Origin of the sequence: Actinomadura sp. SCN-SB (assembly GCF_043906805.1) — a bacterium.
GTDB lineage: Bacteria > Actinomycetota > Actinomycetes > Streptosporangiales > Streptosporangiaceae > Spirillospora.
Genome location: NZ_JBIMPP010000048.1, coordinates 16,924 through 29,666, shown reverse-complemented (window position 1 = coordinate 29,666; position 12,743 = coordinate 16,924). Strand labels below are relative to the sequence as shown.

Here is a 12,743-nt window from a genome sequence, read left to right as displayed (position 1 = left end):
CAACCGGAACGTCGAGATCCGTGGCAGGACAGCCAAATCTGACTGTCCGTCATCGATCGACTGCCGTACGTTGCACGGGAGACGTCGAGTGAGAGGCGGGTCTAACGATGCGGCCGTTCGAGCTTCCGGACTTCTACCTCGTCCACCCCGCGCGCCTCAACCCCCACGTGGAGGGCGCCCGCGCGCACAGCACGCTGTGGGCCCGGCAGATGGGCATGCTGGACGACACCCGCGACCCGGGCACCCCGGAGATCTGGGACGAGGACACCCTCGCCGCGATGGACTACGCGCTGCTGTGCGCCTACACCCACCCCGATTGCGTCCCTGCGGAACTCGACCTGATCACCGACTGGTACGTCTGGGTGTTCTATTTCGACGACCACTTCCTTGAGGTCTACAAGAGGTCCCGCGACCAGGAGGGCGCCGGGGCCTACCTCGACCGGCTCTGCTCGTTCATGGGGCCCGAGCCGCCCGAGCCCGAGAACGCGGCGGAACGCGGCCTCGCCGATCTGTGGGCGCGCACCGTCCCGGCGATGTCGGAGCACTGGCGGGCGCGGTTCGTGGAGAGCACGGAGAACCTGCTGCGCGAATCGCTGTGGGAACTGGCCAACATCTCCGAGGCCAGGGTGCCCAACCCCGTCGAGTACATCGAGAAGAGGCGCGCGGTCGGCGGCGCCCCCTGGTCCGCCTGCCTCGTCGAGCACGCCGTGGGCGCCGAGGTACCGCCCGGCATGGCGGGCAGCCGCCCGCTGCGCGTGCTGAGGGACGCCTTCTCCGACGGCGTGCACCTGCGCAACGACATCTTCTCCTACCAGCGCGAGACCGAGACCGAAGGCGAGGTCAACAACGCCGTGCTGGTGGTCGAGCGGTTCCTGGGCGTCGGGCCGCGCCGCGCCGCCGAGATCGTCAACGACCTGCTGACCTCGCGGCTGCGCCAGTTCGAGAACACCGCGCTGACCGAGGTCCCGCTGCTCTTCGAGGAGCACGCGGCGACTCCGGCCGAGCGCGCCGCGGTGGCGGCCTACGTGAAGGGGCTCCAGGACTGGCAGTCCGGCGGGCACGAGTGGCATCTGCGCTCCAGCCGTTACATGAACGAGGGCGCGGGCGGCGGCGGGCCGCTCGGGATGGGCATGGCCCTGTCGCGCGCCGCCGTGGTGCTGGAGGCGGCCACGCCGAGCCCGCTGGCCGTTCCGTATCGGAAGGTCGGGCCGGTGCGGATGCCCGAGTTCACGATGCCGTACCGGGCGCGGGTCAACCCGCACATCGAACGTGCCCGCCGCAACGTCGTCGACTGGTGCGGGGCGATGGGGATGTACGGGCCGGTCGCGCGGCACCCCGAGCCGCTGTGGACGCCCGCCCTGCTGTCCGGCTTCGACTTCGCGACCTGCGCCGCCTCGCTCGCCCCGGACGCCACCGCCGACCACCTCGACCTGGGCACCCAGTGGCTGGCCTGGGGCACCTACGGCGACGACTACTTCCCCAAGATCTTCCTCCGCGACCGCGACCTGCCCGGGGCCCGGATGTTCGTGGCGCGGATCCCGCTGTTCATGCCGCCGGACCTCGGCCCCACGCCGCCGCCGCTGTCACCCGTCGAGACCGGGCTCGCCGACCTCTGGCGCCGTACCGCCGCCTCGATGTCGCCGGGCGGCCGGGAGCGGTTCCGTTCGGCCGTCGAGCGGATGGTCCGGAGCTGGCTGTGGGAGCTTCACCACCACCTCCAGGACCGCGTCCCCGACCCCGTCGACCACCTGGAGATGCGGCGGTTCACCTTCGGCTCCGACCTGACCCTGAGCCTGGCCCGGATCGGCACGGAGGACCGCCTCCCGCCAGATATCTACGGCACCTCGGCCATGCGGGCCCTTGAGAACGCGGCGATGGACTACGGCACGCTGGTCAACGACGTGTTCTCCTACCAGAAGGAGATCGAGTTCGAGGGGGAGCGGACCAACGCCGTCCTCGCCGTCGAGCAGCTGCTCGGCTGCGGACGGGACGAGGCCGTCGCCATCGTCGCCGACCTGATGACCTCCCGGCTGCGCCAGTTCGAGCGCGCGATCGCGGGCGACCTTCCCGCGCTCGCCGAGGAGCACCGGCTGGACGAGGAGGCGCGCCAGGCCCTCGACGGCTACGTGACCAGGCTGTGGGACTGGATGGCGGGCATCCTGAAGTGGCACCGCAAGACGCGGCGCTACGGCGAACCCGACCTCCTGGCGCGCTACCCGCGTCACGGCGGGGAACGGCTCGTCCTGCCCGGCCCCAACGGGCTGGGGACGTCCGCCACCCGGATCCGCCTGACGCATCCCCTGTGAGGCGGCGCGCCCGGCGCCGCCCGGCACCCGCTCCCGCGATTCTGGAATGCCGTTCGGTAACCTGGAGGCGGAAGCGACCCGGGGAGCGGCGGGTGGCGCGGGGAGAGACGGGCATGGGCAGCTGATGGCACGCAAGGCGAGCGGCCGGGCGGGGGAGGGCTCCTGGCGGTGGGGCCGCACGGCCGAGACCCGCCGGGGGATGCTGGAGGCGGCCTGCGAGGTCTTCGTCGAGCAGGGCTTCGCCGCGGCGAGCGTGGCCGAGATCGTGGAACGCGCCGGGTCCAGCGTCGGCAGCCTCTACCACCACTTCGGCGGCAAGAGCGAGCTGTTCCTGGCGCTGTTCGAGGACCACCAGGACGAGCAGGACGCGCTGGCGTCGGGGGCGGTGGCCAAGGCGCGGGCGGCCGGCGAGGAGGACCCGCTGGAGCTGTTCGTCCACGGCGCGAGGGCGTACCTGCGCGGCTGCTGGGAGCGGCGCGACCTCGTCAGGCTGTTCATGGACGGCGACGCGCCGCCCGGGTTCGAGCTGGTCCGCCGCACCAGGACGCGGGAGTGGGTCCGGCGTAACGCCATCCTCCTGCGCGCCGGGACGGAGCCCGAGGACCGCGTCGTCGTCGCCGTCCTCACCACCGTGATCGGCGAGGCCGGCCGGGAGGTCGCCGGGTGCGAGTCGCAGGCCGAGGCCTCCAGGGTCATCGGCACCGCGCTGGAGCTGATCCGCCGCCTCGACCCTCTCGCCGCGCCCCGCGTTCCCGACGCCTGACGCGACCCCCGGGTCCGGCTCCGGCTCACCGGTACCGGCGGCGGGTTTCACGCGCCCCCGCCGGGTAGGGCGGCGGACGATCAGTCCTCTGGTCCGCCGGGCGCGGGCCCGACCGCGGGAGGTCCGAGCATGAAGGCGCTCACCTGGCACGGCAGGCGCGACGTGCGCGTGGAGCCGGTGCCGGATCCGGAGCTCAAGGAGCCCACCGACGCGATCATCCGTGTCACCAGCACCGCGATCTGCGGGTCCGACCTGCATCTGTACGAGGTGCTGGGGCCGTTCATGGGCGAGGGCGACATCCTCGGCCACGAGCCGATGGGGATCGTGGAGGAGGTCGGCTCGGCGGTCGCGGACCTCCGGCCCGGGGACCGGGTGGTGATCCCCTTCAACATCGCCTGCGGCCACTGCTACATGTGCGGGCGGAAGCTGTACGCGCAGTGCGAGACCACGCAGGTGCGCGAGCACGGGATGGGCGCGTCCCTGTTCGGCTACACCAAGCTCTACGGCCGGGTCCCGGGCGGGCAGGCCGAGTACCTGCGGGTGCCGCAGGCCCAGTTCGGGCCGATCAAGGTGCCCGAGGGGCCGCCCGACGACCGGTTCCTGTACCTGTCGGACGTACTGCCCACGGCCTGGCAGGGCGTGGAGTTCGCGGACGTCCCCGACGGGGGCAGCGTCGCGGTGCTGGGACTGGGACCGGTCGGCCAGATGTGCGCGCGCGTGGCCCGCCACCGCGGCTACACCGTGATCGGCGTGGACCGGGTGCCCGAGCGGCTCGACCTCGCCCGCGCGCACGGCATCGAGGTGATCGACGAGTCCGACGCCGACGACCTCGGGGACGCGGTGCGCGAACGCACCGGGGGCCGTGGCACCGACGCGGTGGTCGAGGCGGTCGGCATGGAGGCGCACGGCTCACCCGCCGCCAAGGCCGCGCACACCCTCATCGGGCTGATGCCGGACCGGGCGGCGGCGCCGATGATGACGCGGGTCGGCATGGACCGGATGGCCGCGCTGCTCCAGGCGATCGAGATCGTCCGCCGCGGCGGCACGGTCTCGATCCTCGGCGTGTACGGCGGGATGACCGATCCGCTGCCCATGATGCGGATCTTCGACAAGGGCGTCACGCTGCGGATGGGCCAGGCGCACGTCCGGCGGTGGGTGGACGACCTGATGCCGCTGGTGACCGACGACTCCGACCCGCTCGGCGTGGAGGGGCTGGCCACCCACCACCTGCCGTTGGACGAGGGACCGCACGGATACGAGATCTTCCAGAAGAAGCGGGACGGCGCCGTGAAGGTCGTCCTGAATCCCTGACCGGTCCCGCGGTGAAAGCCCGGCCCGGATGAAACGGTGCCCATGGGGTACCGGTGGTCCATGCGTTCCGCGATCCTGGACATCGGCTCCAACTCCGCCCACCTGAAGACCGTCGACCTGGAACCGGCGGAGCCGGTCCGGACCGTGCGCTCGGCCAAGCGGCCGACCCGGCTGGCCGAATCGATCACGCGGGACGGCCGGGTCGGGGTCGCGGCGGTCGGCCGGCTGGCGTCGGCGGTGACGTCCGCGCTCGACCTGGCCCGTCGGGACGGCGCGGACGAGCTGATCGCCTTCGCCACCTCGGCGCTGCGGGACGCGACCGACCGCGAGGAGATCATGGCCCTGCTGGAGGCCCGCACCGGGCTGGCGCCGGCCTTCCTCTCCGGGGAGGACGAGGCGCGGCTGACGTTCCTGGCGGTCCGCTCCTGGTACGGCTGGTCGGCGGGCCCGCTGCTGCTGGCCGACATCGGCGGCGGCTCGCTGGAGATCGCCGCCGGGGACGGCGCCGAGCCCGGGTACGCGGTCTCGCTGCCGCTGGGCGCCGGGCGGCTCACCCGCGAGCACCTGCCCGGAGACCCGCCGTGCCGCGAGGACGTCGAGCGGCTGCGCCTGCTCGTCCGCGAACGGCTGGCGGCCTTCCTGCCACCCGACCCCGGCGACCTGTGGACGGGGCGTTCCGGCAAGGGCCCGGGAGGGGGACGGGCGATCGCCACGTCCAGGACCTTCACCCAGCTCGCGAAGCTGACCGGCGGACGCGACGCGGAGGGCCGCCGCGTCCTGCGGCTCAAGGCGGTCCGGGACCAGATCCCGCGCCTCGCCGCGCTGGACGCCGCCGGACGGGCCAAGCTGAAGGGCGTGTCGGCGTCCCGCGCCCGGCAGATCCTCGCGGGCGCCGTGATCGCCGAGGCCACCATGCGGCACCTGGGCGTGCGCCGCCTGGAGATCTGCCCGTGGGCGCTGCGCGAAGGCATCGCCATCCGCCGCCTCCAGCAAATCGGCGGCCGGGGCCCGTGCCGTGACGACATCGCCCATCTGCTGCTTCCGCTGCCCGAGGAACGCGCCCGGCTGGAGGCCGTGGGCAGCGCCTGCTAGCGGAGCGCCCTCATACGTGGGTGTCGCAGGCCGCCAGGTAGCCGGCCAGGTACGCCTCGGCGACCCGGCCGATGAGGAAGTCGCCGGGCAGGAACCGGCTGTCGTGCAACCCGGGCGCGTCGGGCGCGGCGGTGGACGCCGTGCCGACGAACAGCATCAGGCTGCGCGTGACCTCGCCGTAGTAGGAGAAGTCGTCGGCGCCGAACGACCGGAACACGGTGTCGACGGGGATGCCCATGCCGCCCAGCCGCCGCGCGGCCTGCGCCGCCAGCGGCGGGTCGTTGATGAGCGGCGGCTCGACCTCCTCCACCGTCACCCGCCCGATGCAGCCGTGCGCGGAGGCGGTGTGCTCGACGATCTCCTGGAGGAGCCGCGCCATGACGGGCCGGTCCGCGTCGCCCATCACCCGGACGGTGCCCCGCGCCGAGGCGGTCCGCGGGATCACGTTCGGCGCGCTGCCCGCCCTGACCTGGCCGACCGAGCAGACCGCGCCGTGGACGGGGTCGAAGCGGCGGCTCACGATCTGCTGGAGCGATACCACGGACTGGCACAGCGCGAGCACCGGGTCCCGGGCGGTGTGCGGGTAGCCGGCGTGCCCGCCCCGCCCCTCGATGGTGATCTCGAACTCGTCCGCCGCCGCGTTGACCGGGCCCGGCGCCGCCGATACCACGCACTGGGGAAGCCGGGGCTGCACATGCGCCCCGATCACGGCGATGGCGCCGTCCAGCACCCCTTCCCGCACCACGTCGGCGGCGCCCGACGGCGCGCTCTCCTCGCGTGGTTGCAGCAGGGCGCTGATCGGCGTCTCCACACCGATCCTGGCCGCGGCCCGGCACACGGCGACCAGGGCGGCCAGGTGGACGTCGTGCCCGCAGGCGTGCATCGCGCTCGTGCGGGAGGCGTAGGGCGCCCCGGTGCGCTCGACGATCGGCAGGGCGTCCAGCTCGGCGCGCAGCACGACCGCGGGACCGTCGCCGCCGATCCGCAGGACGCGCCCCGTCCCGGCGACGTGCGCCGCCGGTCCCGCGTCCAGCGCCCGCACCACGTCGTCGGCGGTGTCGGCCTCGTCGCCGGAGACGCGCGGATCGGCGTGCAGGCGGTGACGCAGGGTCGTCGCGGCGGGCAGCTCGTCGGCGATGGCGGTACGGAACTTCTCCACCATCTCCACCATGGAGACCTCCCTGCCCCCGAGGGGCTTCATGATCACGTGCCGGCGAGGGTACCCACCGCGGGGACGGTCATCCCTGCGGAGAGCGCATACCCGGATCGCCGTGATGGTGAGCACTGTTCGTTGACATGCCGGAACCGGGGCCTTGAAGATCATGTAGCCCGATTCGTCCCCCCGCATGGTTGGTGATCCATGAGACTCACGGCGCCGTTCGCCGTCCTCGCCCTCGCGGCCTCGACAGTGCTCGCCACGGTCCCGTCCGCCTACGCCGCGCCCGCCGCCCCCGCGCCCGCCGCGGCCCCGGCCACGGACGGGGCCACGCCGCCGATGCCCAGCGGCCGCACCGACTACCGCACGCTGGCCGACTACCAGTCCGACATGGACCGGCTGGCCGAACGCCACCCGAACCTCGTCAAGAAGGTCACGCTGCCGCACCGCACCACCGAGGGCCGCCCGGTGACCGGCATCGAGGTCACCCGGGACGCGCACCGGGCCGACGGCAAGCCCGTGCTCATGATCACCGGCATGCACCACGGCAACGAGTGGGCCTCCGGCGAGGTCACCATGGAGTTCGCCTTCGACCTGCTGAAGAACCACGGCCGCGACAAGACGATCACGCGGCTGCTGGACCGCGTCCGGGTCCTGTTCGTGCCGGTCGTCAACGTGGACGGGTTCGTCCTCAACACCCGCAGGACGGCGACCAACACCGACATGAACCGCAACTACGGCTTCGGATGGAGCCCGTCCGAGCCGTTCCCGGGCACGGGGCCGTGGTCGGAGCCGGAGAGCAGGAACGTGCGGGACGCCATCTCCTCCCGCCAGGTCACCACGTTCCTGACCATGCACACCTGCCTGGCCAACATCCTGTACCCGCCGCTGCAGCTCAAGGCCGGGCTGCCGCAGGACATCGACGCCTTCCGCGCGTTCGCCGGCGCCCTCGGCAACCAGAACGGCTACTACCACACCACGTCCGCGGAGGACTACGAGACCGCGGGCGAGGCCATCGACTGGTCCTACTACGCCACCCGCGGCCTGGGCGTGACGGTCGAGGTCTGCACCAACCCCCCGACCGGCCTGCCGCGCACCTGGCAGACCCTCGTTCCCGAGCAGTACTGGGGCATCGACGCGGTACGGGGCAAGGGCAACAGGGGCGCCTTCCTGGTCGCCCTTCGGCAGGCCGCCGACCGGGCACAGCACTCCGTGATCACCGGTGAGGCCCCCAAGGGAGCCGTGCTGACGGTCACCAAGGGCTTCGACATGTGGACCAACCCGATCCCGCAGTCGGACGGCACCTCCCGCCCGGTGTCGTTCGCGCAGCGGCTGACCTCCACGATGCGGTCGGACGGCGGCCGGTTCACCTGGCACGTCAACCCCTCGATCCGTCCCGAGCCCCCGTACCAGGCCGACGGCGTCCACGGCGACCGCGCCGGGAGGTTCCTGCGCGAGTCCTGGACCCTGACCTGCGCCCGCCCGGACGGGAAAGTGCTCCAGACCGTCAAGGTGACGGTCGACCGGGGCGAGTCCAAGCGCGTCAACCTGAACCAGTGCCGCAAGCTCTGGCACCGGCACTGAGCCCAAGGGAGAGACGCTCCGGCCCCTCGTGACCATGGTCCGCCCCGCCCGGTTCTCCGGGCGGGGCGGACTTGTGCGTTCGGGCAGCTCACGCCGCCGCATCGAGGCTAATTCCGCGTTAAGGAATTTGCATGGTGAGGTGTTGCACAGTGTGGAAGCCACGCATAGGTTCACAGCACCCGGTTCACGCGGTCGTAACACGGCCGCGTGGGCCGTCCATTCCGAGGAGCACCAGGTTACGAGGGGAGGCTCCGTGTCCCATGTCGCCTGGCGCCGGCTTCCGGCCGGCCGCGGCACCGATCTGGGCCTGAAGGCGGCGGGCGTGGTGGCCGTGCTCGTGCTGGCCGAACTGTGCACACGCGGCGGGATGCTGCCGCAACGCTGGTTCCCGCCCGCGAGCGAGATCTACGCCGAGTTCTTCAAACTGGCCGGTGGCCGCCCGCTGTGGGTGGAGATCGGCCGGACCCTGCTCGGCTGGGCCGCCGGGCTCGGCCTGGGCGCGGTGCTCGCCGTGCCCGCGGGTCTGGCCCTGGGCACCAGCCGCACCGCGTTCCGGCTGGCCCGGGTGGTCATCGAGTTCTGCCGCCCGGTCCCGCCGGTCGCGCTGATCCCGCTGGCCGTGCTGGTGTACGGCACCGGCACGCAGACCAAGGTCTTCCTGGTCGCGTTCGCGGTGTTCTGGCCGCTGCTGTTCCAGACCATCTACGGCGTCCAGGACGTCGATCCGGTCGCCAAGGACACCGCCCGCTCGTACGGCCTGGGCACGGCGGCGGGATTCCGCACGGTGGTGCTGCCCAGCGCCACCCCCTACATCGCCACCGGCCTGCGCATCGCGTCGTCGATCGCGCTGATCCTCACCGTCACCGAGGAGCTGGTGGTGGGCACGCCCGGCCTGGGACGGGCGATCATCGTGGCGCAGTCGGCGGACAACGCCACCCGGATGTACGCGCTGATCATCGTGACCGGGCTGCTCGGCTGGGCGCTGAACGCGGCGTTCCACGCGGGCGAGCGGCGGGTCCTGCGGTGGCATCCGTCGCAGAGAAGAGAGGTGGCGTCGTGACCGAGCGAAGCGAGGGCACGAGTGCGGCCCTTGCCGGCGGGCGCGGGGGACCGGCCCCCCGCGAGCGGCGGGTGACCGCGAGCGCGACCAGGCGGGGCGGCGGGCCGGCCGTCGCGCGGCGGCTCCTGGGGATCGCGCTGGACCTGGTGGTCCCCGCCGCGATCCTGCTGGGCTTCTGGGCCTGGTCGGAACGGGCGGAGAGCTTCTTCTTCCCGCCCGCGTCCGAGATCGCCGGGTTCTTCGGCGAGCTGTGGCTGTTCGACCGGGTGCCCACGGATGTCCTGCCCAGCCTGGGTCGGATGTTCGCCGGGTACGGCATCGCGGCGGCGCTGGGCATCGCCGTGGGCACGGCCCTGGGCATGTCCAGGACGCTGCGCACCGCGGTCGACCCGATCGTGCAGTTCCTGCGGGCGCTGCCGCCGCCCGCGCTGATCCCCTTCGCGCTGCTGCTGTTCGGCGCGGGGGACGCCTCCAAGGTGTTCATCATCGCGCTCGGGACGCTGTGGCCGATCCTGCTGAACACCATCGACGGCGTCCGCGGGGTGGAGTCGCAGCAGCTTGAGGCGGCACGCTCGTACCAGATCCCGGCGCGCGCCCGGCTCACCCGGATCGTGCTGCCGGCCGCGTCCCCGCGGATCTTCGCGGGGCTGCGCACCAGTCTGTCCATCGGGATCATTCTCATGGTGGTCTCGGAGATGGTCGCCAGCGACAACGGCGTCGGCTACTTCGTGCTGGAGTCGCAGCGATCCTTCGCCATCCCGGAGATGTGGACCGGGATCGTCCTGCTCGGGGTGCTCGGCTTCGTGCTCAACTGGCTGTTCCTGCTGGTGGAGTCGCGGATGCTGTTCTGGCACCGAGGTTTGAAGGGGAACGACGATGCTTGAGGTGTCCGGGCTGCGCAAGGTCTACGGACCCGATCCGGCCGCGCGGCCGGCGGTGGCGGACCTGTCGTTCGAGGTCGGGGAGCGCGAGTTCGTCTGCATCCTGGGCTCGTCCGGATGCGGCAAGACGACCATGCTGCGGATGCTCGCGGGCCTGGAGCCGTCCACCGCGGGCCAGGTGCGGCTGCGCGACACGACGGTGACCGGCCCGCCCCGCGAGATGGCGTTCGTGTTCCAGGACTACAGCCGGTCGCTGTTCCCATGGATGACGGTGGAGAGGAACGTGTCCTTCCCCCTGCGCTACAAGGGCGTGGGGAAGAAGGAGGCGCGGGACGCCACCGAGGAGGCCCTGGAGGCGGTCGGCCTGGGCGGCAGGGGCAGGCAGTACCCCTGGCAGATGTCGGGTGGCATGCAGCAGCGGGTGGCGATCGCGCGTGCGCTGGCGTACCGGCCGAAGATCCTGCTGATGGACGAGCCGTTCGCCTCGGTCGACGCGCAGACCCGCGCCGAGCTGGAGGACCTGCTGCTGTCCATCTGGCAGCGGTACGAGACGACGGTGCTGTTCGTGACGCACGACATCGACGAGGCGGTGTACCTGGCCGACCGGGTCCTGGTGCTGAGGGCGCCCGCCCATGTCGGGCTGACCGTGGACGTGGACCTGCCCCGTCCCCGCGACCAGCTCACCACCAAGGCCCACCCCGATTTCGCCAAGCTGCGCAGCGAGCTGTTCGCCGCTCTGCAAGGCAAGGAGCGGGCGGCGTGATGAGAAGGCTGAGTGCGCTGCTGCTCGCCCTGGTGGTGCTGGTGGGCGCCGGGGCGTGCAGCGACTACCCGGGCGACCTGTCGGGCGGCTCGGGCTCCGGCGGCTCCGGCGCCGCCGGGAAGGACGGGCTCCGCAAGGTCAGGGCGTCCGACACGGCGGGCATGCCGTCGGCGTTCCTGAAGTACGGCGTCCAGCGCGGCTTCTTCCGGGCGCAGGGCCTGGACCTGGAGGTGCAGACCTCGGCGGGCGGCGCGGCGGTGATCCCCGCGCTGATCAACGGGGGCCTGGACGTGGCCGGCTCCAACGTGGTGTCGGCGGTGACCGCCATGAACCGCGGCCTGCCGCTGGCGATGGTCGGGTCGGGCACCAGCACCTCCACCGATCCCGGGCAGGACTTCTCCGGGATCCTGGTCCCGGCGGACAGCCCGATCCGCTCGGCCCGCGATCTGGCGGGCAAGCGGATCGCGGTGAACACGCTGCGGAACATCAACGAGATCGTGATCGACGCGTCCACCCGCAAGGTGGGCGGCTCGCTGTCGAGCGCGAAGCTGGTGGAGATGGGCTTCCCCGACATGGGCCCGGCCGTGGAGCGCGGGGACGTGGACGCGGCCCTGATGATCGAACCGTTCCTGTCGGCGGGCAAGGCCGCGGGGATGCGGGAGATCGCGCGCCCGTACACCGACACCAGGCCGGGGCTCCAGATCGGCACCTACCTGATGGCGATGAAGAAGGCGCGGGAGGACCCCGAGCTGGTCACCGCCTTCCAGGCGGGGGTGCGGCGGACGGCCGAGGAGATCGAGCGCGACCCGGCCGCGTTCCGGGCCGCGCTGCCGAAGATCGCCGGCTTCTCGCCCAAGGTCGCCTCCGGCATCCACCTGCCGAGCTGGAAGGGCACCACCGACAGGGCGTCCATCCAGTTGATCGCCGGGTCGATGCGGCGGCTCGGCCTGACCGACAAGCCGTTCGACTACGAGAAGCACGTCCTCAAGTAGCGGAGACCTTCTCGGATGAGCTGCGGGAGGCGGGCTGGAGCTGGGCCCGCAGCAGCCCCTGGACGGTCTTGACGGCCCGCTGCAGCAGCGGGACGAAATCGGTGCGCGCGTCGGCCTTCACAGTGCGGGCCGCGGGCAGCACCACCGCGATCGAGGCGAGGGGGGCGTCGGTCAGGTCGCGCACGGCCACCGCGACCGCGCAGATGCCCTCCTCGCCTTCCTCCTCGTTCAGCGCGTACCCGTGCCGCCTGATCAGGCGCAGCTCGGCCTCCAGCCGCTCCCAGGCGGTGATGGAGTGCGGGGTGCGCCCGGTCAGGCTGCGGTCGCGGTAGCGGCGTTCCAGCTCGAACGGCGGCAGCGCGGCCAGGATCGCCTTGCCCGCGGCGGTGCAGTGCGCGGGCATGACCACTCCCGTGCGGTCGCCGACCCGCACGCTGCGGGGGCTCTCCACGCAGTCGACGAACCGGACGTCGCGTCCCTCCAGCAGCGTGAGGCTGACCGTCTCCTGCGTCTGCTCGCTGAGCTCCCGCAGGATGGGATGGGCGACGGACCTGAGGTCGATGCGCCCGATGGCGGCCAGCCCTATCTCGTTGAGCACCGGGCCGGGCCGGTAGACGCCGTTGGGCTTGTCCTGGAGCACGAATCCGCGCCCGCGCAGGGCGCTGAGCAGGCGGTGCGCGGTGGACGGCGCGACACCGAGCAGCGCGGCCGCCTCGGAGACCCGCAGGGTCTGCTGCTCGCCGATCAGTTCCAGCAGGCGCAGCGCGTTGTCGACCGAGCTGGGGACGCTCCCCGCTCCCGGCCCCCGCCTCCATGCTGAGTTCGACATAGCGGA

Annotated in this window: 11 protein-coding genes; 9 read left to right on the top strand and 2 right to left on the bottom strand. The window is 72.5% G+C overall.

The window, feature by feature from the left end; translation table 11 throughout:
• Positions 1 to 107 precede the first annotated feature (107 nt).
• The 4 genes from ACGWYJ_RS26600 (at position 108) to ACGWYJ_RS26585 (ending at position 5,472) form a co-directional block, all read left to right on the top strand.
• Positions 108 to 2,306: a germacradienol/geosmin synthase gene (locus ACGWYJ_RS26600; protein ID WP_395109051.1), complete on the top strand. Its 2,199-nt coding sequence runs from the start codon at positions 108 to 110 to the stop codon at positions 2,304 to 2,306.
• A gap of 124 nt (positions 2,307 to 2,430) precedes the next feature.
• Entirely contained in the window at positions 2,431 to 3,069 is a 639-nt protein-coding gene (locus ACGWYJ_RS26595; protein WP_395109050.1) for a TetR/AcrR family transcriptional regulator, read from the top strand.
• A 129-nt stretch (positions 3,070 to 3,198) separates the two neighbouring features.
• Positions 3,199 to 4,380, top strand: coding sequence for a zinc-dependent alcohol dehydrogenase (locus ACGWYJ_RS26590; protein ID WP_395109049.1), 1,182 nt, complete (start codon positions 3,199 to 3,201; stop codon positions 4,378 to 4,380).
• Positions 4,381 to 4,440: 60 nt separating this feature from the next.
• A complete protein-coding gene (locus ACGWYJ_RS26585) occupies positions 4,441 to 5,472 on the top strand; it encodes a Ppx/GppA family phosphatase (RefSeq protein WP_395109048.1) in 1,032 nt (343 codons plus the stop codon).
• 10 nt (positions 5,473 to 5,482) lie between these two features.
• Here the strand turns inward: ACGWYJ_RS26585 and ACGWYJ_RS26580 are convergent, their stop codons facing one another.
• Positions 5,483 to 6,673 carry a M20 family metallopeptidase gene (locus ACGWYJ_RS26580; protein WP_395109087.1) on the bottom strand — a complete coding sequence of 397 codons (1,191 nt, stop codon included), beginning with the start codon at positions 6,671 to 6,673 and terminating at the stop codon, positions 5,483 to 5,485.
• 159 nt (positions 6,674 to 6,832) lie between these two features.
• Between ACGWYJ_RS26580 and ACGWYJ_RS26575 the strand changes: the two genes are divergently transcribed.
• The 5 genes from ACGWYJ_RS26575 (at position 6,833) to ACGWYJ_RS26555 (ending at position 11,908) form a co-directional block, all read left to right on the top strand.
• Entirely contained in the window at positions 6,833 to 8,212 is a 1,380-nt protein-coding gene (locus ACGWYJ_RS26575; RefSeq protein WP_395109047.1) for a M14 family zinc carboxypeptidase, read from the top strand.
• A 253-nt stretch (positions 8,213 to 8,465) separates the two neighbouring features.
• Positions 8,466 to 9,272, top strand: a complete 807-nt coding sequence (locus ACGWYJ_RS26570; RefSeq protein ID WP_395109046.1) for an ABC transporter permease — start codon at positions 8,466 to 8,468, stop codon at positions 9,270 to 9,272.
• Positions 9,269 to 10,156, top strand: coding sequence for an ABC transporter permease (locus tag ACGWYJ_RS26565; RefSeq protein WP_395109045.1), 888 nt, complete (start codon positions 9,269 to 9,271; stop codon positions 10,154 to 10,156). Before ACGWYJ_RS26570 ends, ACGWYJ_RS26565 begins: the two co-directional genes overlap by 4 nt.
• The gene (locus ACGWYJ_RS26560) at positions 10,149 to 10,916 is read left to right on the top strand and encodes an ABC transporter ATP-binding protein (protein WP_395109044.1); all 768 of its coding nucleotides are present in this window, start codon (positions 10,149 to 10,151) and stop codon (positions 10,914 to 10,916) included. Before ACGWYJ_RS26565 ends, ACGWYJ_RS26560 begins: the two co-directional genes overlap by 8 nt.
• Positions 10,916 to 11,908 carry an ABC transporter substrate-binding protein gene (locus ACGWYJ_RS26555; protein WP_395109043.1) on the top strand — a complete coding sequence of 331 codons (993 nt, stop codon included), beginning with the start codon at positions 10,916 to 10,918 and terminating at the stop codon, positions 11,906 to 11,908. The genes ACGWYJ_RS26560 and ACGWYJ_RS26555 overlap by 1 nt, the downstream gene beginning before the upstream one ends.
• On the opposite strand, the gene ACGWYJ_RS26550 is transcribed toward ACGWYJ_RS26555, so the two are convergent.
• Positions 11,901 to 12,737, bottom strand: a complete 837-nt coding sequence (locus tag ACGWYJ_RS26550; protein WP_395109042.1) for an IclR family transcriptional regulator — start codon at positions 12,735 to 12,737, stop codon at positions 11,901 to 11,903. The two genes, ACGWYJ_RS26555 and ACGWYJ_RS26550, sit on opposite strands and share 8 nt — an antisense overlap.
• Between the last annotated feature and the right edge of the window lie 6 nt (positions 12,738 to 12,743).